Here is a 24,315-nt window from a genome sequence, read left to right on the forward strand (position 1 = left end):
TAGCCTCTTTTTTATTATAATCAATCTATAATTTCACCTTCAAGAAATAATTCTTTTTTAAGTTCTTTTATACGTTGTATTACATATTCCGTCATTTCCTTATCTCTACTTTCAAATTGTTGAAAATATTTTTTATAATGATTTAATGCAATTTTTTTATCCTTAAAGTAAGCATCTGAAGTTATTGCTACTTCAAATAAAGCTTTATAATTATGATAGTTATTTTGGTATGCATTTTCAAAATTACCCAATGCCATCTTTAAATCGTTTTCTTCCTTAAAAATAGTTCCAAATAAAAAATACTGTTTGTCAATTTCGGGTTTTGCAGAAACAATTGACATCCTTAAATAAAGTTTTGCTTTTTCTATATCTTTCTTTTCATAGTTCAATGTTGCTAATCTATATAGTATTTTTGGATTGTTCCTTTCAATTCTTAATGCGCTTTTATAACTTGCTTCGGCTTTTTCAAAGTCTTTTAAATTATAATAACACATTCCAAACATTTCATAAGTGTTTACCGATTTAAAATTAAGACTATCCAATTTATTAAGATAGATAATAGTTTCATCAAAATTTTTAGAAAAATATAATTGGTTTACTTTAAGTTGCAAAAAATTAATATTTATACTATCAATTTCTAAGCCTTTGTCTATAAAAAGCATTGTAGAATCTTTTAATCTTAACTCTTTAAAAAATTTAGACAATTCGTAAATACTTTTAATATGCATTGTATCCAAGTTATAAGCATCCAAATAACTCTGTCCCATTTTAAATGGTTTGTTTTGCTTGGATAAAGCTTCCGCTAATTGGAAAGGATAATTTGGATTTAGAGAATCTTTTTTCTTTAAAAAACGAAACATTCTCTCAGCTTTTTTTGCTTTGTTTTGACCTAAATATAATTTTCCTAAACTATTTGCAACCAGTAAATTTGAAGTGTCTTTTTCAATTATATTTTCAAAAACAGCAATGGCTTTTGTTGTTAATCCTGCTGAATTGTAAACATTTCCTAACTTTACTTGCAAAGCTTCATTTTGTTCAATTTTTAGGGCTTTATCATAGCATTCAATTGCTTTTGTATAATTTCCAGTTGTTTGATAAATACTCGCAGTTTTATCTAAAACTTCAATTGTAATTGGCTCTTGTTTTTCTAATAAAACCAAAGCCTTTTGATAATCTCCTTTCAATAATAAATCATCTACTATAGCAAAAACCGAAGATTGCGCTTCGGTTTTACTACTTATTAAAATAAGCATTACTAGTATTATAATCTTTTTCATAGCTTATTAAGTTAATATGCAATTAATCTTTTTTTAATGTAATTTCCACAACACCATTTTTACCTTTTTCACCATAATTGTTAATAGCGGATTCATCCTTAAGAACATTTATTTTTAAAATATTATCTGGATTTATTTTCTCCATAACTTCTTTTGAAATTTCTTTTCCATCTAAAATATAAAGTGGATTTCCTTTTGATGCTTCACTTTTAGAATTATTATCTTTCTTGTCTTCAACTTTAAAAGCAATTGGCAAACTATATTTTACACCTACATTTTCTCCTAAATATTTTCCAGATTCCATTTTCGGCAAGCTATTAACAACTCTTAATGCTTCATCAGCCAAACTTTGATGAGGAGCCCTAGCCTTTGCATCTATAATATTACCTTCTTTGTCAATCTCAAACATAACAAAAATACGTTTTACTCCAGGTGACAAACCTAAATTATTAGCCATTTGTGTGTTAAAATTAACATTTATGTGTTTTGTTATATTCTCTTGCAAACATTGTCTCATTTCTTCTTCTGTTCCAGCACAACCCGGAAAAATTGGAACATTTTCAACCATTGCAAATGGAACTGACTCACCCTCTATGTATTGCCACTCCTCTCTGTATTTTGAAGCGTTATTATTGGTTTTAAAAAAATTTATACGATCGCCATTTTTATCAATTACAACTTGAAGTTCAAAAATTGGATTATCTACATTTTTAAATTTAGCATACATTTCTTTTTCCTTTTCTGTATACTCTTCAAAAGGCACAATTTGCCCAGCTAAACTCTTACCTACAAATATTTTACCCTGCTCTGTATCAATATATTTTCCTTCCGTTTCATTAGTATCTTGACTTAAAACATCTTCAATTCCCAATAACTCATCTTTTTGAGCATCAGTACAAGATGTATAAAATAACATTCCAACTAATACTGGAATTATTAATAAATACTTTAATTGCATAATTTTTTGTGACTTGTTTTTTGTAATCATAGCTATTCTTTTTTTAATTAATGAATGTTTAAAAAATTGATTTATAAATGAAATATTTTCTACATTAAATGCTTCTGAAAGTAACTTATTAAAATAGGTATTTTTATTAGTTTCTTTTACTACTTCAGCATCTGAAATGTACTCATGTAACAAGGTAATTCTCTTTTGAAATATATAAATTAGTGGATTAAACCACAGCACAATTTTCAGCAATTCAAAAACTAATAAATCTATTGTGTGCCTTTGTTTACAATGCACCAATTCGTGTTTAATAATTTCCAACTCTTCATTTTCTAAAAGGTATTTATTAATAAAAATGTAGTTGAAAAATGAAAAAGCGGATTGTTTCTTCTTCAATAAAACCAAGTTATAAGTTTCATTTTTAATGATTTTGCTCGACGTAATTAACTTGATAATTTTAAACAACCTTACCAAAAACAGAAAAGCAAATACAGCTACTCCCAAACCAAAAAGGATAGGTAATAAACTAATAGTTGGTGCTGTTGCAGTACTTTTTAATATAATTTCTTCAGGATTTAAAAATACAGTTGGCAACAGCACAATATAATCTTGAGGAATACTTTTTTGAAGCGTTTCAAATTTTAATAATGGAATTAAAAATGATAAAAAAGGTGTGACTAATAAATAGATTCTATTCCACTTAAAAAAGGTTTCTTTTTGTAAAAACAAATCGTAAATAGCTAAAAACAGTGCTTGAAAAAGCAAAACTTGAATTATATAATTTATCATTTTTCAGTCTTTTTATTGTTAATATGCTCTAAAATTGTTTCCAATTCATTAATGTCAACATCATTTTTTTTCACAAAAAATGAAACCATACTTTTAAATGAACCGCCAAAATAACTATCAACCAGTTTGTTTAAGCTTTGGTTGCTATAATCTGTTTTTTTAATTAACGGATAATAAATATGACCTCTTCCCTTGGCTTTATGACCAACAAAATCCTTAGTTTCTAAAATTCTAATTATTGTAGAAACCGTATTATATGCAGGCTTTGGTTTTGGCAATTGCTCAATTATATCTTTAACCGAAGCTTCTTCTAAATCCCATAAAACTTGCATCAACTGCTCCTCTGCTTTTGTTAATTGTTTTTCCATTTTATCAACTAAGTTTTTAGTTCAACAACACAAATATAACTAAATATTTAGTTTTAACTAATTTTTTAGTTGAAAAGTTGCACGATATTTGTAATTCAATATTTAATTATAAATTTGAAAATATAAACTTAGCAGATGGATATTTTTCTTTTAATCTTAGGATTTCTTTTTATTATATTAGGAATTCTTGGTTCATTTTTACCAGTTTTGCCAGGGCCAATTACAAGTTGGGTTGGTTTACTTATACTTCATTTAACCAATGCTGTTCCAATGAACTGGACATTTTTAGGAATCACTTTTGCAATTGCATTTATTATTTGGTTAATAGATTATTTTATTCCGGCAATGGGAACAAAACGTTTTGGAGGTACACGCTACGGTGTAATTGGAACTATGGTTGGTTTAATTCTTGGACTTTTATTCTTCCCTCCTTTTGGAATAATTATTGGCCCATTTGTTGGTGCTTTTGCAGGTGAAATGATTAAAGACAATAAAGATTCAGGCAAAGCTTTAAAAGCTGCATTTGGATCTTTTATTGGTTTTTTAACTTCAACTTTTTTAAAATTTATTGCAGCAATAGTTTATACAGGCTTATTTTTTTCAATATTTTGGGAATATAAAAATGCTTTTTTTACTATTTTTAAGTAGAAAATAGTTCCTAAAAACAAAAAAAGCGTCCCGGTTTTTCGGGAAGCTTTCCATTGGTTTTAAAAACCTATGACGCTTTTACACGCCAAACAACACAACTAAATCGCTTTTGCAAACGATACGCAAATATATAAATATTTTTTGATTATTTAATTTAAACACTTTTTCTTTCTAAATTACTGTTATTTCTTAATTGATTGTATCTTTGCACACCATAAATAAAAAGTAAATAATAAAAAACGCATCATGCAATTATCACCACTTGAAATAGTTAGAAGAGAATCGTTACAAAAACTACGTGAATTAGGTATAAATCCATACCCTGCAGAGGAGTTTAAAACAACAGCAACAATAAAACAAATTACTTCAAATTTTGATGCTTTTGAAGGTAAGGAAGTTGTATTGGCTGGTAGAATGATGAGTCGAAGAATCATGGGGAAAGCTTCATTTGCAGAACTTAAAGATGCAAGTGGAAGAATGCAAATTTATATTAATAGAGATGAAATATCTTCAGAGGATGATTCAACAATGTACAATACTGTATTCAAAAAATTGTTGGATATGGGAGATATTATTGGAATTAAAGGTGATGTTTTTAAAACTAAAGTTGGAGAAGAATCGGTTAATGTAAAAGAATTGACTGTACTTTCAAAAAGTTTAAAACCGCTTCCTGTTGTAAAAACAGATGCTGATGGAAAAGTACATGATGCTTTTTCCGATGCTGAACAACGTTATAGACAGCGCTATGTAGATTTAATTGTAAACGACCATGTAAAAGATACGTTTATAAAACGGACAAAAATCACCAATTCAATGCGTGATTTTTTCAACAAAAAAGGATATTTAGAAGTTGAAACTCCAATTTTACAACCAATTCCTGGTGGTGCAGCTGCAAGACCTTTTATGACGCATCATAATGCATTAGATATGCCGTTATATTTAAGAATTGCTAACGAACTTTATTTAAAAAGATTGATTGTTGGTGGCTTTGATGCTGTATATGAGTTTGCCAAAGACTTTAGAAATGAAGGAATGGATAGAACTCACAATCCAGAATTTACAGTTATGGAATTGTATGTTGCATACAAAGATTATAACTGGATGATGAATATGACTGAAGAACTTTTAGAGAAAATAGCAATTGATACAAACGGAACTACAGAAGTACAAATAGGTGAAAATAATGTAAGTTTTAAAGCTCCATATCCACGAGTTCCAATTTTAGAAGCTATTAAAGTTCATACAGGTTATGATGTTGCTGGAATGGATGAAGTAGCTTTAAGAGAAGTTTGCAAAAAAGTAGGTATTGAAGTTGATGAAACTATGGGTGTTGGTAAATTGATTGATGAATTATTTGGTGAAAAATGTGAACACCTTTACATTCAACCAACATTTATTACCGATTATCCAAAAGAAATGAGTCCGCTTACCAAAGAACATAGAACAAATCCTGCTTTAACAGAACGCTTCGAATTAATGGTAAACGGTAAAGAATTAGCAAATGCTTATTCAGAGTTAAATGATCCAATAGAACAACGTGCTCGATTTGAAGATCAATTAGCACTTTCTGAAAAAGGTGATGATGAAGCTATGTTTATAGATCAAGACTTTATTCGTGCATTGGAATATGGAATGCCTCCAACTTCTGGAATTGGAATTGGAATTGATCGTTTAACTATGTTTATGACCAATAATAGTTCTATTCAAGAAGTATTATTCTTCCCTCAAATGAAACCAGAAAAAAAAGCACCCTCTTTTGAATTAAATGATGATGAAAAAGTTGTTTTAGAATTGCTAAAAAAAGTTGAGAAAGTACTTTTAACAGATTTAAAATCTCAAAGCGGTTTAAGTAATAAAAAATGGGATAAAACTATTAAAGGCTTAACAAAACATAATTTGGCAAAAGTAACTAATACCGATGACGGTTTATTTGTTGAGTTAATTTAAATAAAAATATAATGCTATGCTAAACTTGTTTCAGCATCTCATCATAAAGATTAAAAAAAGGAATTACTAAATTGTAGTTCCTTTTTTTGTAATTACCTTTTAAACTTAAATTTTAAAAACTATTTAGTACTACAATTGGCTAACTTTTGTCAAAAATTAATTATCTAATTTTAGTATCTTCGGAAACTATTATACATCTAATAAATTAAACATGTTTCAAAAATTAAAAGGATTTTCAAGAGCCTTTTGGACAGCTAATATTGTTGAGCTGTTAGAGAGAGCCGCATACTATGGAGTTTTTATTGTTATTACACTTTATTTATCAAGAATTTTAGGATTTAATGATATAGAAGCAGGGATAATTTCTGGTGTTTTCTCAGGAGGACTGTATTTATTACCAACTTTTACCGGTGCGTTAGCTGATAAAATTGGATTTAAATTCTCCTTAATGATTGCTTTTTCATTGTTAAGTATCGGTTATTTAGGATTGGCGGTATTACCAACATTTCTTGAATCTTCAGGTCTGGTAGATTATTCAGGAGAAATTTCATTCGCTGGAGGATTAAAAGAATCTGCTTATCAATGGCTAATTGCTCCAGTTATGTTAGTAATAATGGTTGGAGGCTCATTTATTAAATCTGTAATTACAGGAACTGTAGCCAAAGAAACAACTGAAGCGAACAGAGCAGCTGGTTTTTCCATATTTTATATGATGGTGAACATTGGAGCCTTTTCAGGAAAAACTATTGTAAAGCCTTTGCGTGATTCTATGGGAGATATGGGTTTAATTAACCTAAATTATTTTTCAGCTACAATGACAGCTTTAGCACTAATAATGATTATTTTCTTTTACAAAAGTGCAAAACAAGAAGGGCAAGGAAAATCATTTAATGAAATTTGGAATGCGCTATTAAAAGTGCTTACAAATGGAAGGTTAATTACTTTAATTATTATTATCACAGGTTTTTGGATGGTTCAACATCAATTGTATGCAACAATGCCAAAATATGTATTGAGAATGGCTGGTGAAGGTGCTGCTCCATCTTGGTATGCTAACGTAAATCCACTAATTGTAGTTTTAACTGTTACCTTTATTACAAGAATAATGGCTAGTAAAACACCCTTGTTTTCAATGACAGTTGGTATGTTTATTATGCCGCTATCAGCAATTGCGATGGCTTCAGGAAATTGGTTTGCTGGAGAAGGTATAGATTTAGGATTCATGATAATTCATCCAGTAGCATTAATGATGATTATTGGTATTGCGCTTCAAGCGTTAGCAGAATCATTTATTTCACCTCGTTTTTTAGAATTTTTCTCTTTACAAGCACCTAAAGGTGAAGAAGGATTATATTTAGGATTTAGTCATTTACATTCATTTATAGCTTCCATTGTAGGATTTGGATTGTCAGGTTTTTTATTATCAAAATATTGTCCAGATCCAAAATTATTTGCATCTCATGAAGCTTGGAAAATTGCAGCTAGCAATGCACACTATATTTGGTATTATTTTGCCGCAATAGCTTTATTGTCTGCTATTTCATTAATTATATATGGAAAAGTGATACGGAATTTAGATCTCAAAAAGAATAAATAGATTTTTTTTTAAGAACTATTTAGTGTAACTGTAATTTATGCTAGTTTAATATTAATAAGTTTACTTTTTAAATATAGCATTGAAAAACTAATTTTAACACTTAACTAAGTTTACAAAATAAAAATTAACAAATCGTTAACTAAATTACCAAGCAAAACCATAATTTCTTAGGCTTAATTAAATACTAAATAGTTAATTTTGATAAAATTGAATAGTCACATTTAAATCAATTTAATCATGATAAAAATCTATATAAATAAAACACTTCAATTAATACTAATTTGTACATTAATTATTACTGTTAGTTGTAATAAAACTAAAGAAACAGCAAAAAATATGACTGAAAATATATTGTTAAAAGAATGGACTGGCCCTTACGGGGGTATACCTTCTTTTGATAAAATGAATTTAGCTGATTTAAAACCTGCCCTTGAAAAAGGAATGGAAATAAATCTTAAAGAAATTGATGCTATTACCTCTAATTCAGAAGATCCTACTTTTGAAAACACCATTGTAGCAATGGAAAAAGCAGGACAAGAATTAGAGCGTGTTTTTACATATTATGGCATCTTAAGTTCTAATGTTTCATCTCCTGAATTTAGAAAAATTCAAGGGGAAATGGCACCTGTTTTATCAGAATTCAGATCTAAAATATCCCAAAATTCAGCCCTTTTTAAACGTATTAAAACAGTTTATGATAATGCTGTTGAAAACCCTTTAGAAGATGATCAACAACGGGTTGTTCAACTAATATATGAGGGATTTGCAATGGATGGTGCTGAATTAGATGACGAGAAAAAAGCACGTTATGCAGCAATTAACAAAGAACTTTCTTCATTATACACCAATTTTTCAAATAATATTTTAGCTGATGAAGAAAACTATGTAGTGTATTTAACCGAAGATGAATTAGGAGGTTTATCTGATGGAATGATTAAATCTATGGCTAAAATTGCTTCAGATAAAGGACAAGAAGGAAAATATGCTGTTCCTAATACACGATCTTACATGGATCCGTTTTTAAAGTATTCAACCGAAAGAGAATTACGTAAACAAGTTTGGACAAATTATTATTCAAGAGGTGACAATGCAGATGAGTTTGATAACAATGAAAATATTGCAAAAATATTACAACTTAGAAAAGAACGAGTTGGTCTTTTAGGCTATGATAACTTTGGAGATTGGCGCTTACAAAACAGAATGGCAAAGACTCCAGAAAATGCTATGGATTTAATGAATGCCGTTTGGCCAGCAGCCATTGCAAGAGTTAAGGAAGAAGTTGCAGATATGCAGGCTATAGCAAACTCAAATGGTGATAACATAACAATTGAGCCTTGGGATTACCGCTTTTATGCTGAAAAAGTTAGAAAACAAAAATACGATTTAGATTCTGACGAAGTAAAACAATACTTACAATTAGATAAATTAACTGAAGCCTTATTTTTTGTTGCTGGTGAGTTATTCAATTATAATTTCACTCCTGTTCCAGAAGGAAGTGTTCCTGTATTTCAAGAAGATGTAAAAGTTTGGGAAGTTACGGATAAAACTAGTGGTGAGCATATTGGTTTATGGTATTTAGATCCGTTTGCACGTCCGGGAAAACGTTCAGGAGCTTGGGCAACAACATATAGAAGTCATTCAACTTTTGATGGTAAAAAAACAGTTTTAGCATCTAATAATTCTAATTTTGTAAAACCAGCACCTGGAGAAGCACTTTTAGTTTCTTGGGACGATGCAACTACTTTTTTACATGAATTTGGACATGCATTACATTTCTTTTCTTCCAATGTAAAATACCCAACTTTAAATGGAGGTGTCAGAGATTATACCGAGTTTCAATCTCAAGTTTTAGAACGTTGGTTATCTACAGATAAAGTGATTAATCAATTTTTAGTACATTATAAAACTGGCGAAGCGATTCCACAAAATTTAGTTGAAAAAATTAAAAAAGCTTCCACTTTTAATCAAGGTTTTACTACAACTGAATATTTGGCCTCGGCTATTATGGATATGAAATTTCATATGGCAGATCCAACAAATATAGATATTGACGCTTTTGAAAAAGAAACACTGGCTGAATTAAACATGCCAAAAGAATTGGTAATGCGACATAGAACACCTCATTTTGGACATGTTTTTTCGGGTGAAGGTTATGCAACTGCCTATTATGGGTATATGTGGGCAGATGTTTTAACATCTGATGCTGCAGAAGCATTTGCGGAAGCACCAGGAGGTTTTTACGATAAAGAATTAGCAGCAAAAATGGTGAAATATTTGTTTGCTCCTAGAAACTCTATGGATCCTGCAGAAGCCTATAAAATGTTTAGAGGACGCGATGCAAAAATTGATGCACTTATGAGAGACAGAGGTTTTCCTGTTTCAAAATAAAATAATTAAAAGGTTGTTCTAAAATATTAAATATGTTATTTAATCCTAAACAATTTAATATTCAAGTAATTATAAATTTTTGTAATACGTTTTAGAACAACCTTTTCTTTTTAAATTTCCTAAAAAATGATTAACTTGTAGGGTAAAATTTTAAAGCACTCATTAAAACCAATGTGTCATGAAAAATATAGATTCTCTTCTCAAAAAAAAGTCAACTTCCATTATTTGTTTACTTTTCCTTGCTTTCATTGGATTTCAAAACCAAAGTTTTGCAAATAATATAATTGCAAATGATACTATAGAATATAACCAATATAAAGGTGTGGTGATAGATAGTAAAAACAAAAAACCCCTTGCTTTTGCTTCCCTTTTAGTAAATAATTCAAATATTAGTTCAATTACTAATACACAAGGAGAATTTCTTTTAAAAATTCCTAAAGAATTTAGTCACAATCGAGTAACAGTTTCATTTTTAGGTTATACAAGCAAAGTAATAGATTTTAACGATTTTAAAAATGACGATAAAATTGTAATTAAACTTGAAACCCATATTGAAGAACTCTCGGAAATTAACATTAATATAAAAGATGCAAAATTTTTAGTACGTGAAATGCTTAAAAGAAAAGGCGATAATTATTTTAATTTTCCAACTTTAATGACGGCATTTTATAGGGAAACTATTAAAAAAAGAAGAAATTATGTGTCTCTTTCTGAAGCAGTTGTTGAAATAAATAAACAATCTTATTCAAATAGTAAAAATGATATTTTAAAACTTTTTAAAGCGCGTAAAAGTACTGATTACAACAAACTTGATACTATTACACTTAAGTTAAAAGGTGGTCCATTTAGCACCTTACACATTGATATTATAAAAAATACCTCCAACTTTTTTAGCGAAGCTATTTTTGATAATTATGATTTCACTTTTGACACTTCAACAAAAATTGATAACAGACCAATTTATGTGGTTAACTTTAAACAAAAATCTTTTATTAAAGAACCGTTATACTATGGTAAATTGTATATAGATGCTAATACTTATGCATTAACAAGCACAAGGTTTGAATTAAATTTAGATGATAAACAGCAAGCAAGTAGAATATTTATTGTAAAAAAACCTAAAAAAGCTAATGTAATTCCTACTGAAGCTTTATACCAAATAAATTATAGAGAAAAAGATGGACTTTGGTATTTTGGGTATAGCAGAATTCAGTTAGGCTTTAAAATTGATTATGACAAACGCTTATTTAATTCAGTTTATTATTTAACCATGGAAATGGCAATTACAGATTGGGAAAAAAATATTGATGGTACTATTTTTAAACCGCGTGAAAGGCTGAAATCATCTGTAATTTTAAGTGATGAAGCTCAAGGCTTTTCAGACCCAGAATTTTGGGGACAATATAATGTTATAGAGCCTGAAAAACCAATTGAAAATGCCATTAAAAAAATTCAAAAACAATTAGAAAAAAATAATCGTAATTAAGAATCTTTATTTACTAAAACATAAAGTGATTTTGATATAAAACTTAATAAGTTTAGAATATCAAAATCACTTTAAATTCTATTATCACCGTCTAAAATATCACCAATACCACCTAAAAGACTTCCTTCTCCTCTTCTTTTTGAACCAGTTTGTGGAGCTAAAGCTAAAACTCTTCCTGCTAATCTGCTAAAAGGTAAAGATTGAATATATACAGTTCCTGGTCCTTTTAATATTGCAAAAAATAACCCTTCTCCTCCAAAGACGGTATTTTTAATTCCACCAACAAATTCTATATCATAATCTACATCTTTTGTAAAACCAACTATACAACCCGTATCAACTTTTAAAGTTTCTCCAGCTTGTAATACTTTTTTACTCATATTTCCACCTGCGTGAACAAATGCTAAGCCATCTCCTTCTAATTTTTGCATAATAAAACCTTCTCCTCCAAATAAACCTCTGCCCAAACGCTTAGAAAATTCAATTCCTACAGATACACCTTTGGCTGCACATAAAAAAGAATCTTTCTGACAAATAAACTTCCTTCCCATTACACTTAAATCAATTGGAATTATTTTACCAGGGTATGGTGCTGCAAAAGACACTTGTTTTTTACCAATTCCGCTATTTTTAAAAATAGTCATAAATAAACTTTCTCCAGTTAACATCCTTTTACCTGCAGAAAAGAGTTTCCCTAAAATCCCTTCGTCTTGATTAGATCCGTCTCCAAAAATAGTATCCATCGATATTCCATCATTCATCATCATAAAACTACCAGCTTCAGCAACAACTCCTTCTTGCGGATCTAATTCTATTTCAACATATTGCATTTCTTCACCGTGAATTTGATATTCTATTTCATGTGCATTCATAATAGTTTATTTTAATTATTTTTTAGATTTTAATTTAATACTCCATTCAAATTCATATTCAGAAACTTGTTCACCATTTTCATTAATTCCAACTGATTTCATAACAATAGTTTGCCCTTCACCAGTAGCAATAGTTCTGTTTAATGCTTCATCAATTAAAACACCATTATTACAAGTAAATGTAATTTTTCCAACCGCTTTTTTAGTGAACCTTCCACTATGATTAGTAACCAACATTGAAATATTGTTACCACTTTCTTTAATTTTTTTTATAACAATTGCACCAGTACTTAACTCGGCAGCCATAGACTGTACAGCAAAATACATAGATTTAAATGGGTTTTGATTTATCCATTTATGTGTAACAGTAACAACCGCTTTAGAACTATCAAGTTCTTTTAATTTAACACCACATAAATATGCAGAAGGCAATTTAAACATTAAAAACCGATTCATTTTTTTGACAAATACATCCATATTAAATTTTAAAATTTATGCCAAGTTAACTAAAAATAATGAGCACAAAAAGTTCTTTTTTTGTTAAAATAATGTTAAAATACAGTACTATGTTTTGCATATTACTATCTTTTATCCATATATTTGCATAAGAAACTAATAAAAATCACAATTATGATAACTCAAAATGATAAAAATTACAGTTCAATAACACATTTAAGTGGTTTTGCAGGATGGTTTTTTCCATTTGGAAATATTATTGCTCCGCTTGTTTTATGGACAGCTAAAAAAAATGAAAGCGCTTATATTGATTCTCATGGAAAATCGGCAGTAAACTTTCAACTTAGTTTAATTGTTTATGGTTTTTTGTTAGCATTATTATTAATACCAATTGCCATTTTTACTTTAGGCCTAGGATTAGTTGCAATTGTTATAGGAATAATACCTGCAATTATTTTAAAATTTATTTTAATTATTTCAGCAAGTATAAAAGCAAATAATGGTGAGCAATACCATTATCCTTTTACAATAGAATTTATAAAATAGCAATAAGCTTTTAATATAATAAATCTTAACAAATGAAGATAGAAAACACAAAAGCACAAATGCGAAAAGGAGTTTTAGAATTTTGCATACTCTCCATTTTACAACATGGAGATGCATATACTTCTGAAATTTTATCGCAGCTAAAAGACGCGAAACTATTAGTTGTTGAAGGTACTGTGTATCCTTTATTAACTAGATTAAAAAATGCTGGTTTACTCAGTTACCGCTGGGAAGAATCAACATCTGGACCACCAAGAAAATATTATGCCTTAACAGAAACAGGAAAATTATTTTTAAAAGAATTAAATACAACTTGGAGCGAACTTGTAGAAGCCGTAAACTTAGTAACTACCAATAAACCAACAGAAAAATGAACAAAACAATAAATATAAATTTAGGAGGTGTCTTCTTTCATATTGATGAATTAGCTTATCAAAAATTGAAACTTTATTTAGATGCCATTAGAAGATCTTTAAGTGATGATCCACAAGGAAGAGATGAAATTTTAAATGATATTGAACATAGAATTGGTGAATTACTTTCTGAAAGAATTAAAGATGCACGTCAGGTTGTAAACGAAAACGACATTGATGAAATTACTAAAGTAATGGGGAAACCCGAAGATTATTTAGTTGATGAAGAAATATTTGAAGATGAACCAAAATATAAATCTAGAAGCGCTTCAAAAAAACTTTTTAGAGATGCAGATGACAAATTTTTAGGTGGTGTATCCTCTGGTTTAGGACACTATTTTGGAATAGATGCTTTATGGGTTAGAATACTATGGGTAGTTTTAGTTTTTGCCGGTTTTGGTACAGGAATACCTATTTATATTTTACTTTGGATTTTAATCCCTCAAGCTGAAACAACTGCTGAAAAATTACAGATGAAAGGGGAACCGGTTAATATTAGCAATATTGAAAAAAAAATTAGAGAAGAATTTCAAGAAGTATCATCTCGTGTAAAAGATGGGGTAAATGATGTTACTGAAAAAGTAAAAAATTCTGAGTTTAAAAAAAATGTTAGTAGTAAAACCAAATCTGGCTTACAGGAAATATTAGATACTTTAGGTACCATTTTAATTACGCTATTTAAAGTTTTTGGAAAACTTATTGGTGCATTATTAATATTTATTGCAGCAGCTACATTAATAGGACTTATTATTGGTGCTTTTTCATTAGGTAGCTTTGGAATTTTAGGCTTTAATCACGGATTTATTCATCACCCACCGTTCTTCTTTGATTCAATTTTACCAACTTGGCTGTTAATACTATTTACATTTATAGCCATTGGAATTCCATTTGTAGTATTATTTATGTTAGGATTAAAAATTCTATCCAGCAATGTAAAATCCTTTAGCACAACAACAAAATTATCTCTATTAGGAGTTTGGATAATTTCTCTTTTAGGTTTAGGTTTTGCTAGTATTAATTTTGCAACTCAAAACGCTTTTGACGGTGTTTATAATCAAACAGAAGAACTGCCTTTTGTTGCTGCAGACACCTTAAAAGTTAAAATGATTGGAAATGAAAATTTATCTAGCCGAAGCGAACTTAGAAGACGTTACAATTATGAAACTGTATATGATGGTGACATTCAAAAATTATATTCCTCAAGAATTAATGTCGATGTTAAATCCACTGATAACGCAAATGCGTCTATAAAAATCAGAAAAGAATCTAAGGGAAAAAACAGGCTAAATGCAAATAATAATGCAGAAACTATAGATTATCAATTTAATTTAAAAAATAAAGATTTACAATTAAACGGCTATTTTTTAACTGATATTAAAAATATGGTTAAAGATCAATTAATAGATATTACAATTTATTTACCCATAAATACCATTGTTTATTTAGACGGTTCTACACGTACATTTTTAGATGATGTTGATAATATTCAAAACATACACGAAAGAGATATGCCAAAACATTATTATAAAATGACCGAAAACGGACTTGAATGCTTGGATTGTGATCCTACTATTTATGGTGAGCGTTATAAAAAAGAAAATGGGCATTTTAAATTAAACATAGATAGTAATGGAGTTGAACTTAAAGTAAACGATGGAGACAATAATGCTGAAATTAAAATTGACGAAAATGGTATGAAAATAGATTAATTACAATTCAGCTAAAATAATCAACAATTCATCCAACAATATTATTTCAACTTATAAAATGAATATAAATTTGGATAAACTAAAAAACTAAACAATGAAAACATTAACTAAAATTACAGCTTTATTCCTACTTTTAATTTCAACAACATCATGTTTTGTAGATGGAATTACAGGAATAAAAGGAAATAGAAATGTAGTATCTGAAGACAGAACTATTAGTTCAGACTTTGAAGATATAAAAGTACAACAAGGAATAAATTTATACATAACTCAAGATAATTCAACAGAAATTAAAGTTGAAGCAGACGAAAACATTATCGATTTATTAATTACAGAAGTTAATAATAACGAGCTTAAAATATATTTTGAAAAAAATGTATACAGAGCAAAAGCACGAAATGTATTTTTAAGTACTGATAATATTAAAAAAATTAAAGCATCTAGTGGAGCCTCTGTAAAATCTGAAAACACTATTGCAACAAATTCGCTAGATTTAGATGCTAGTAGTGGCAGTTCTATTAAAATATATGTAAATGCTGATGATGTTACAACTGGAGCTTCAAGTGGTGCACAAATAAAAGTGTATGGAAAATCAAAAACATTTTCAGGAAGTGCAAGTAGTGGAAGCTCTATTGATGCTGATGAACTTAAAACTGTTGATGCATATGCAAAAGCAAGTAGTGGCGCAAATATAAATGTAAATGTAACAGGAAAATTAACTGCAAAAGCGAGCAGCGGTGGAGATATAGATTATGAAGGAAATCCAATCGACGTAAACAAAAACACCTCTTCTGGAGGTAGTGTATCAGGAAGCTAATTCCAATTTATATATTTAAATTGTTAAGCCAGTTCAATTAATTTTGAACTGGTTTTTTATTTTCTAAATTATCACAATTTTAGTTAAATAATGACAACTATCATTATTATTAGCAATATGTTACCTATTTTTGCACACTAACTAAGTAAAATTATAATTATAAAAGTTAAAATATGCCCAACAAAAATAATTCACATACTTTTCACATCCCTGTTATGGGTTTGTCTTTTACATTAGATAGCCCCATTAAAGTTGCAAAGTATGGTATTTCTTCTGTTGTTTCAATTGTAGATGATGTTATTGTAGAAAAAATGAATGAATATTATTCATCAAAATTCGAACTACCATTTAAGGCTATTTCAACAAAAGTTGAAGATTACAGAGCTAAAAGAATAACTTCCTATTTAAACACAGTAGATACAATAGTTAAACAAAAATTTGAAGACTTAAAAAAAAGCTTTGAAGAAAAAAGCAGTGAATTTGAAAAATACATGGAAATGCTTCCTGATTTTTCTGAATTAAAACAAAATTTTGTAAATACCATTAAGCACAATCCTCTAAAAGAAGAAGTTGATAATTGGATTCAAAGCAACCTTAAATCTGGAAGCATTGATGTAAATATTATGACAAAGCTTGATAAAGCTAATTTTAAAGGAAAAGAAAAATTACCAACTGAATTTAATGATGCACATGCTGCATTAAGAGGTTTTGCAAATAGTAATTTAGAATCTTCAATTATATTATCTGCAGGAATGAACCCAAGATTATATAGCTATTTTGAAAATTTCTCAGATTTCTATCCAAATGAAGATGGCTATTTAAGAAAAAAAATAATATTAAAAGTTAGCGATTACAGATCGGCCATAATTCAAGGTAAATTTTTAGCCAAAAAAGGATTGTGGGTTTCAGAATATAGAATAGAATCTGGTTTAAACTGTGGTGGTCATGCATTTGCATCCGATGGCTATTTAATTGGTCCCATTTTAGAAGAGTTTAAAGTTCACAAAAACACTTTAAAAAAGGAGGTTTTCGAAATTTTAACTAGTGCTTTAGAAAATTCAGGAAAATTTATTCCAAATGATTTAAGCTTAAATATTACCGTTCAGGGTGGTGTTGGAAATTCAAAAGAACATGAGTTTTTAATGGATAATTACAATGTAGATTCAGTAGGTTGGGGAACTCCTTTTTTATTAGTTCCAGAAGCTACAACTGTTGAACCTGCAACAATTGAAACTCTAAAAAAGGCAAAAGAGGAAGATTTATTTTTAAGTAATGTATCTCCTTTAGGAGTTCCTTTTAATAGTTTAAGAGGTAGTTCAAATGATTTAATTAAAAATGCCAAAATAGAAAATAACAAACCTGGAAGTCCTTGTCCTAAAAAATTCTTAGCGCTAAGTCTAGATGAAGCAGGAAAACCTATTTGTACAGCTTCAAAAAAATTTCAAACTCAAAAAATTGAAGAATTAAAAGCTGAAAATTTAGATGAGCAAACTTTTAACAATAAATATAAGCTTATAACTGACAAAACTTGTTTGTGTGAAGGCTTAGCAAATTCATCGTTAATTGAATATGGTATTGAACGAAAAGGTGAAGATCAAGGTGTTGCTATTTGCCCAGGTCCAAATATGGCATACTATACTAAAGAAGTATCTTTAAAAGAAATGGTTGGTCATATTTATGGTAAAAATAACGTAATAGAAACAGCTGACAGACCACATATGTTTATTAAAGAATTAAGTATGTATGTTGATTATTTTTCAAATAAAGTAGATGAGTTTAAAGACTCCTTTACAAAAAAACAGGAAAAGTATTTAACAACATTTCAAACTAACTTAAATGATGGTATTTCATATTATCAAAAATTATTTTCAGATACGATAAACAATTTTGAAGTTAGTAACGAAAATTTATTAATGGAACTTCAACATTTAAAAAACGAACTGTTTGAAATTAAAATACCAATATTAGAAAAGGTTTAATTTATATAAACCTATACTTACCTCTACTCCGCTCAGTAACTAGTTACTGAGCGGATTTTTAATATAAACGAATTTTAAACCAACCAAAAACATCAAATTACTGAATTATTAGCAACTTTATAAAAAGAAAAATGACAGTAATTTCATTAGTTGATATACTCAATTAACTATATAATTGCATCCAATACTTCAATAAAGAATACGCTCTTAAATATTGATTTGGAAATAAATAATTTTTATAGAAAGTTATTTATAATACGATTTAGAAAAATTATCCGTAGGCAAAACAATAAACATTATAATTAAAGTTTTGAAATTATTTAGTTTGCTTCTTAACTTAAAAATTGCGAAATTACATAGACAATTTGATTATTTAATTATATCTGATTTTTGTTAAATAACATACCCAGATTATTTAAATAATTGAACAAAAAAATAAATTAATGACGTTTCTAGATTATTATAAAATATTAGGCGTTAGTAAAACCGCAACCGAAAAGGAAATTAAAAGCGCTTACAGAAAACTGGCACGTAAGTACCATCCAGATTTAAACCCAGATAACAAGGAGGCTGAAAAAAAATTCAAAGAAATTAATGAAGCAAATGAAGTGTTAAGCAATCCTGAAAATCGTAAAAAATACGACCAATATGGGAAGGATTGGAAACATGCAGAAGAATTTGAAAAAGCAAAACAACAACAAGCATCTCAAAATAAATACAGCAGACAAGGGTTTAAAAGTGAAGGGCATTCCGAACAAGATTTTTCAGATTTTTTCGAATCCATGTTTGGAGGCGCAAGATATTCTTCCAGACAAAGTAGTAGCACCAAATTTAAAGGGCAAGATTTTAACGCTGAATTGCATTTAAATTTAAAAGATGTGTACGAATCTCACCAACAAATTTTAACCGTAAATAACAATAAAATAAGACTTACAATTCCGGCAGGAGTTGAAAACGGCCAAGTTATAAAAATTAAAGGAAAAGGTGGAAAAGGAATAAACGGAGGTCCTAATGGAGATTTATTTATTAAATTCAAAATAAGTAATCATACACAATTTAAAAGAGCAGGAAATAATTTATACGCAAATGTTGATTTAGATTTATATACATCCATTTTAGGCGGAGAAATAAATATAGATACTTTTAAAGGTAAGGTAAAACTTAAAATAAAACCCGAAACACAAAACCAAACAAAAGTAAAACTAAAAGGAAAAGGGTTTCCAGTTTACAAACAAGAAGGTAAATTTGGTGATTTAATAATTACATTTAATATAAAATTACCAACCAATTTAAACGCCAAAGAAATAGCATTATTTAAAGAATTACAAAAATTAAGATAGGATGAAGACACAGCAATTTATATTAATAAAAACTCTTTGTTCTCAGTATAACATTGATATTTCATTTGTTGACTCTTTAAACAAAATTGGGCTTATTGAAATTGAAATTATTAACCAAAATCAATTTATTCATCAAGATCAAATAAGTGACCTTGAAAAAATGATCAGGCTTCACCATGAGTTAAATGTTAATATTGAAGGAATTGATATAGTATTTAACCTTTTGGAGAAAGAAAGAGCATTACGTAATGAATTAAATACCTTAAAAAACAGGTTAAGACTTTATGAAAATGACTAATATGCCATAGCCAATAAATTCAATTTAAATTCAACCGTTATGTGGCATATTTGGCTTTATTTAATAAAATTATAGTATTTAAAAAAGGTTAAAACTTCAAAAAATATATTTTGATTATAAAGTTTAAAATTAAACAACTATGAAAAGATCAATCATAATATCAATCTATTTATTACTATCATGTGGATTTATTTCTAAAACAGAAAGTCAAACCTTTTCAAACCAACATACAGAATTAATAAAAAATAAAGTAGACGCTATTTTTCAAAAAATGATAATCCTTGCTGAAAACCTTGATTACGATGAGTTGAGTAAGGGAGTTAACGATAAATACAATGCTGGGTTTATTTCAAATGAAAAATTTTATTTAGAATATGCTTCATTGATTGAGAATATTAAAAACAGAGCAAAAGGTGTTACAAACCAAATTATTACAATTAATAAAAAACAAATTTCTGTATTGTCTGACACTATTGTTTTACTTACAGCTACAGGAATATCTTATGTAAAACTAGATGATGGAAGACAGTTAAATATAAATTTTTATTGGTCATTTATTTATGAAAAAATAGATAATAGCTGGAAAGTTATACACTATCATCAATCATTTACAAAGTAAACACCTCCATAATACAAGCTTTTTTAATTGATAAATTGCTAAACCAAAAAATGATATAATCATTTTTTTCTTAATGATTCAGAATTACTTTGGAAACAAACAACTTAGTATCTATAACATAATTAAACTAAAAATTTCAGTAAATTGGCAATATGAATTTCAGAATTAAAATTTAGAAAATATTCAATTTGCTTAATCAATTAAAAAGTGAAATTAACTTACAAAGCTTTAACGTTAATTGAAACTTGTTTTATTTGATGATTGTGTAAAATTGAAAGAATTATCAATTATAAATTAATAATGAACATACGAAAAGAAATAATTAGAGTTACATCAGAATATTTTGAAGACAATATTGACTAACAAAAGTTATCAAATGCATCCAAAGAATATAAATCTATTTTAGAGGAGCTTTGTGGTCAAAATATGGATACTGAAAAAGGGCGAAATGATATTGAATTTGAAAATGGTAAAGCTCTTGGTACATATTGGGCAGCTCTTTGTTTGGATGGCTTATTAAGAACACGGCAATTTATTAGGGGTATAAATGAAGCTATTAAAGAAAAAACTAATAACAAAAAACCAATTCATATTTTATACGCAGGTACAGGTCCCTTTGCTACCCTAATTCTTCCTTTTATTTTTAGATATTCTAAACAAGATATAAAATATACATTTTTAGAAATAAACCCATTTAGTTTTAAACTATTAAAAAACGTCATTTTAAAATTAGGATTAGAAGAATATAATATATCACTAATAAATAGCGATGCAACTAAATATCAAGTGGATTCTAAAAATGAACCTGATATTATTATAAGTGAAACAATGCAAAATGCTTTGGCTAAAGAACAACAAGTTCCTATTTTTTTAAATTTGATGCGTCAAGTAAAAAACGAGACTATATTTATACCTGAGAAAATAAATCTATTTATTGGGCTTAAAAAAGCAGAAATTCCATTAGAAGAAATTCAATCAAAAGATTATAAAAAAGAGATGAAAGTATTTGAAGTTAGCAAAGAATCTATGTTTCCTTCAAATAATTTAAACAAAGCTACTGCTACTGAAGTTTCATTTACAAAAAAACAGACTATAATTAGAAATGAAAAATTAAAAGGTTTTAATCAAATTGTAATTATTACTGAAATACAAGTATATAAAAATGAAAAAATTGAGATTAATGAAAGTGGTTTAACTACACCTTTATTTATAAAAGACATTCCTAACGACCTAAAAAGTTCAATATCAATTGATACACAATATATAATTTCTTCTGAACCAAAGCTTGAATATAAAATAACTTACCATACTCCAAATCAATTAGCTTAACAATTAAAATATAAAAAAAAATATTTTGCTTCTTAACTTTAAAAAGTTGAAATTAGCTCACCTAGTAACAACGTTAATTAAAACTTATTTAATTTAAATGTTGTTATTAATATTAAATGAAACCAGATTCTATTAACATATCGCAAATAATAAAAGAAACAACAATAAAACCAAACAGTAATAATTTTGCTGTTTGCTGGATTAAAAGTGAAGTTGATGGTATTGAAATTGACGAAGTTTTATATAAAAATGTTTCGAACTCTATTTTTTTTCTCGATCCAAAATTTCAATGGAAAATATTTAAAAAAGGTAATTCAACCTCTTCAGGCTACATTTTGCATTTGGAAAAGGAAGTTTTAAATAATCCCCTTTTAAGCAATCTGCACATAAATAAGGTTAGGCTTTTTAACTCGGGTGAAATACCTTTATTTAAATTAAGCCCGGGAATAGAAAAAAGAACTCAGGCAATACTTGAAATGATTGATGAACTTTTAGGGTCGAACCTTAACCATAAAGATGATGCCATACTTTCTCTTTTAAACACTTTTTTTGTATACTGCGATGGTCAATGCAATATTAAATCTGTAGTTTCAAATACTAATTCTAAAACAAACATAGTTTATAAATTCAAAAAGTTGGTTGACAAAAACATTTTTGAACACCATGAAATAGCTCACTATGCGAAACTTCTTAATATTTCGCCCAAATACCTGAATGAATGTGTAAAAGAAGTTTTATCAGTTAGTTCAAAAAATATAGTTACTGAGCAGTTACTTATGCGATCGAGGTATGCTTTAAAATTTTCCAATAAAACCATTAAAGAAATTAGTTTTGAATTGGGCTTTTCCTCTCCTGATTATTTTAGCTACTTTTTTAAAACTCATACAGGTATTTCGCCATCATCTCTTAGAAAAAGCTAACTGTTCTTAAATTCTAAGGTTTTACCGTATTTTTCACATTGCCATAGTATTTCTTATCTACTAAATTGCAACAAAATTTAAATTATGGATAGAAAAAAATTATAAAAACTTCAGGATTGGGGTTAGGTATCGCCTTAATTCCAGGAATAATTAAAAGCCAAACCTCCTTATCAAATAACAATTATACAACTAAATCTGAACCCAAAATTATAAAGGATGAAGAAGGTAATGTTTTAAATGTTATTGGTGATATCCAAACTCATAAACTCGTTGGTAATGACACTGGAAATCAAATAGTTGAATGGGTTGATAATGTAGAGCCTGGAGTAGGTATTCCACCACACATACATACTCGGGAAGATGAAATATTTCGAGTAATTATAGGTCAAATAGAAATTATGGTAGGTGGTAAAACCACAATTTTAAAAGAGGGAGATGTCGCTTTTGCTCCGAAAGATATACCTCATTCATGGAAAGTTGTTGGTACAGTAAAGGCGAAAATGATAACAACTGCTTTCCCAGCTGGAATTGAGTATATGTTCATGGAATTAGCAGAGCTTCCAGCCGGCCCTCCTGATTTTGAAAAAGTATCTGAAATTTGTAAAAATCACGGGATTCGTTTTGTTTAAGTGCTAATTCAAATAAGTTTATAAAAAATAACGTTTAAAGTGTAAGTAATTCAACTTATGCTTTTTTTTATATTTAGATTATCTGAAAAGACTGTTATAACCAACAAACTCTTTGGAAAAGCTATATATAATAAAACACCTTCTCTTTTGGTTAACTATATAAGTTCTCCTTTTCTTAAAGCAATCAACAAAATCTTGTGGAATTTTTAAATCCTTTTTTTTAATTTGCTTCTTAGTTTAAAAAAGTTGAAATTCGCTTATAAAAAGATATCTTAAATTAAAACTGATTATTTCTAACAATTGGCAGTACTTTAAACGCACATAATAATTTAAACCTAAACTTAAGAAATGTCACCACTTTTAGAATACAGGCAAAAACTAAACTTGACTCAAGAACAGTTGTCGGTCAAGGCAAGTGTTTCTATAAGAACAATTCAAAGAATTGAAGCCGGCAAAGAACCAAAAGGGTACACATTAGAAGCATTGTCAAAAGCATTAGATATTAGTAAAGATGAATTACTTAAAAATACTATTGAACACCCAAAAAACAACAACCAATTAATTAAATTTATTAACCTTTCGTCCTTATTCCTTATTTATTTACCACTAGGAAGTATCATTGCTCCAATTATAATTATGTATTGGAAACAAGAAGTTAACGCTATAACTAAGCAAATCGTTTCTATCCAAATTTTATGGACATTAGCTTTTCCCATTATTGTTTTAACAAGTGCTTTTGTTGGAAAATGGCTTTCTTTAAGCAGTCAAGTACTTCCGTTAACAATGGTGCTATTATTCGTTGTTAATTTGTATATTATTATACGAAATGCCATCGAAATTAATAAAAATCAAAAACTTTATATAGATCTTAAATTCAGCTTCTTATAAACTTGTCGGCTCATTGTCACGTTAATGTCAGGTTCATTTGAGGCTTTTTTC

Annotated in this window: 22 protein-coding genes; 17 read left to right on the forward strand and 5 right to left on the reverse strand. The window is 28.4% G+C overall.

The window, feature by feature from the left end; all coding sequences use genetic code 11:
* Positions 1-20: 20 nt before the first annotated feature.
* From BX611_RS00605 to BX611_RS00615, 3 genes are read right to left on the reverse strand one after another with little or no spacing between them, the layout of a single operon-like run.
* A complete protein-coding gene (locus BX611_RS00605; RefSeq protein ID WP_115877558.1) occupies positions 21-1,277 on the reverse strand; it encodes a tetratricopeptide repeat protein in 1,257 nt (418 codons plus the stop codon).
* Positions 1,278-1,299: 22 nt separating this feature from the next.
* Positions 1,300-3,015, reverse strand: coding sequence for a M56 family metallopeptidase (locus tag BX611_RS00610; protein WP_115877559.1), 1,716 nt, complete (start codon positions 3,013-3,015; stop codon positions 1,300-1,302).
* Complete coding sequence (locus BX611_RS00615; RefSeq protein WP_115877560.1) at positions 3,012-3,383, reverse strand: BlaI/MecI/CopY family transcriptional regulator; 372 nt, start codon at positions 3,381-3,383, stop codon at positions 3,012-3,014. The genes BX611_RS00610 and BX611_RS00615 overlap by 4 nt, the downstream gene beginning before the upstream one ends.
* A gap of 135 nt (positions 3,384-3,518) precedes the next feature.
* Between BX611_RS00615 and BX611_RS00620 the strand changes: the two genes are divergently transcribed.
* The 5 genes from BX611_RS00620 to BX611_RS00640 all read left to right on the forward strand — a co-directional run bounded on the left by BX611_RS00620 (position 3,519) and on the right by BX611_RS00640 (position 11,449).
* The gene (locus BX611_RS00620; RefSeq protein ID WP_115877561.1) at positions 3,519-4,031 is read left to right on the forward strand and encodes a DUF456 domain-containing protein; all 513 of its coding nucleotides are present in this window, start codon (positions 3,519-3,521) and stop codon (positions 4,029-4,031) included.
* A gap of 246 nt (positions 4,032-4,277) precedes the next feature.
* Positions 4,278-5,978 carry a lysine--tRNA ligase gene (lysS, locus tag BX611_RS00625; RefSeq protein WP_115877562.1) on the forward strand — a complete coding sequence of 567 codons (1,701 nt, stop codon included), beginning with the start codon at positions 4,278-4,280 and terminating at the stop codon, positions 5,976-5,978.
* Between the two features lie 211 nt (positions 5,979-6,189).
* Entirely contained in the window at positions 6,190-7,575 is a 1,386-nt protein-coding gene (locus BX611_RS00630; protein WP_115877563.1) for an MFS transporter, read from the forward strand.
* Positions 7,576-7,812: 237 nt separating this feature from the next.
* The gene (locus BX611_RS00635; RefSeq protein WP_115877564.1) at positions 7,813-9,963 is read left to right on the forward strand and encodes a M3 family metallopeptidase; all 2,151 of its coding nucleotides are present in this window, start codon (positions 7,813-7,815) and stop codon (positions 9,961-9,963) included.
* A 178-nt stretch (positions 9,964-10,141) separates the two neighbouring features.
* Entirely contained in the window at positions 10,142-11,449 is a 1,308-nt protein-coding gene (locus BX611_RS00640; protein WP_115877565.1) for a carboxypeptidase-like regulatory domain-containing protein, read from the forward strand.
* Positions 11,450-11,520: 71 nt separating this feature from the next.
* Here the strand turns inward: BX611_RS00640 and BX611_RS00645 are convergent, their stop codons facing one another.
* Together BX611_RS00645 and BX611_RS00650 are read right to left on the reverse strand one after the other, a co-directional pair.
* Entirely contained in the window at positions 11,521-12,321 is an 801-nt protein-coding gene (locus tag BX611_RS00645) for a TIGR00266 family protein (protein ID WP_115877566.1), read from the reverse strand.
* A gap of 15 nt (positions 12,322-12,336) precedes the next feature.
* Entirely contained in the window at positions 12,337-12,798 is a 462-nt protein-coding gene (locus BX611_RS00650; RefSeq protein WP_115877567.1) for a DUF4442 domain-containing protein, read from the reverse strand.
* Positions 12,799-12,951: 153 nt separating this feature from the next.
* Here BX611_RS00650 and BX611_RS00655 point away from each other — a divergent pair, with 153 nt between their 5' ends.
* From BX611_RS00655 to BX611_RS00710, 12 genes are all read left to right on the forward strand, one after another.
* Positions 12,952-13,323, forward strand: coding sequence for a DUF4870 domain-containing protein (locus BX611_RS00655; protein WP_115877568.1), 372 nt, complete (start codon positions 12,952-12,954; stop codon positions 13,321-13,323).
* A 32-nt stretch (positions 13,324-13,355) separates the two neighbouring features.
* Complete coding sequence (locus BX611_RS00660) at positions 13,356-13,697, forward strand: PadR family transcriptional regulator (protein WP_115877569.1); 342 nt, start codon at positions 13,356-13,358, stop codon at positions 13,695-13,697.
* Entirely contained in the window at positions 13,694-15,445 is a 1,752-nt protein-coding gene (locus tag BX611_RS00665; RefSeq protein ID WP_115877570.1) for a PspC domain-containing protein, read from the forward strand. Before BX611_RS00660 ends, BX611_RS00665 begins: the two co-directional genes overlap by 4 nt.
* Positions 15,446-15,539: 94 nt before the next feature.
* Positions 15,540-16,262, forward strand: a complete 723-nt coding sequence (locus BX611_RS00670) for a head GIN domain-containing protein (RefSeq protein WP_115877571.1) — start codon at positions 15,540-15,542, stop codon at positions 16,260-16,262.
* 173 nt (positions 16,263-16,435) lie between these two features.
* Positions 16,436-18,241 carry a hypothetical protein gene (locus BX611_RS00675; RefSeq protein ID WP_115877572.1) on the forward strand — a complete coding sequence of 602 codons (1,806 nt, stop codon included), beginning with the start codon at positions 16,436-16,438 and terminating at the stop codon, positions 18,239-18,241.
* A 443-nt stretch (positions 18,242-18,684) separates the two neighbouring features.
* On the forward strand, positions 18,685-19,581 hold the full coding sequence (locus BX611_RS00680) for a DnaJ C-terminal domain-containing protein (protein ID WP_115877573.1): 897 nt from the start codon (positions 18,685-18,687) through the stop codon (positions 19,579-19,581).
* 1 nt (position 19,582) lies between these two features.
* Positions 19,583-19,879: a chaperone modulator CbpM gene (locus BX611_RS00685; RefSeq protein ID WP_115877574.1), complete on the forward strand. Its 297-nt coding sequence runs from the start codon at positions 19,583-19,585 to the stop codon at positions 19,877-19,879.
* Between the two features lie 139 nt (positions 19,880-20,018).
* Positions 20,019-20,498 carry a nuclear transport factor 2 family protein gene (locus BX611_RS00690; RefSeq protein ID WP_115877575.1) on the forward strand — a complete coding sequence of 160 codons (480 nt, stop codon included), beginning with the start codon at positions 20,019-20,021 and terminating at the stop codon, positions 20,496-20,498.
* Positions 20,499-20,924: 426 nt separating this feature from the next.
* A complete protein-coding gene (locus BX611_RS00695) occupies positions 20,925-21,827 on the forward strand; it encodes an SAM-dependent methyltransferase (RefSeq protein WP_115877576.1) in 903 nt (300 codons plus the stop codon).
* Between the two features lie 116 nt (positions 21,828-21,943).
* Positions 21,944-22,747, forward strand: a complete 804-nt coding sequence (locus tag BX611_RS00700) for a helix-turn-helix domain-containing protein (protein WP_115877577.1) — start codon at positions 21,944-21,946, stop codon at positions 22,745-22,747.
* 116 nt (positions 22,748-22,863) lie between these two features.
* On the forward strand, positions 22,864-23,376 hold the full coding sequence (locus BX611_RS00705) for a cupin domain-containing protein (RefSeq protein ID WP_240324958.1): 513 nt from the start codon (positions 22,864-22,866) through the stop codon (positions 23,374-23,376).
* Positions 23,377-23,724: 348 nt separating this feature from the next.
* Positions 23,725-24,264 carry a helix-turn-helix domain-containing protein gene (locus BX611_RS00710; RefSeq protein ID WP_115877579.1) on the forward strand — a complete coding sequence of 180 codons (540 nt, stop codon included), beginning with the start codon at positions 23,725-23,727 and terminating at the stop codon, positions 24,262-24,264.
* The last annotated feature ends 51 nt before the right edge of the window (positions 24,265-24,315 follow it).

The sequence above is a fragment of the Lutibacter oceani genome, assembly GCF_003384935.1.
GTDB lineage: Bacteria > Bacteroidota > Bacteroidia > Flavobacteriales > Flavobacteriaceae > Lutibacter > Lutibacter oceani.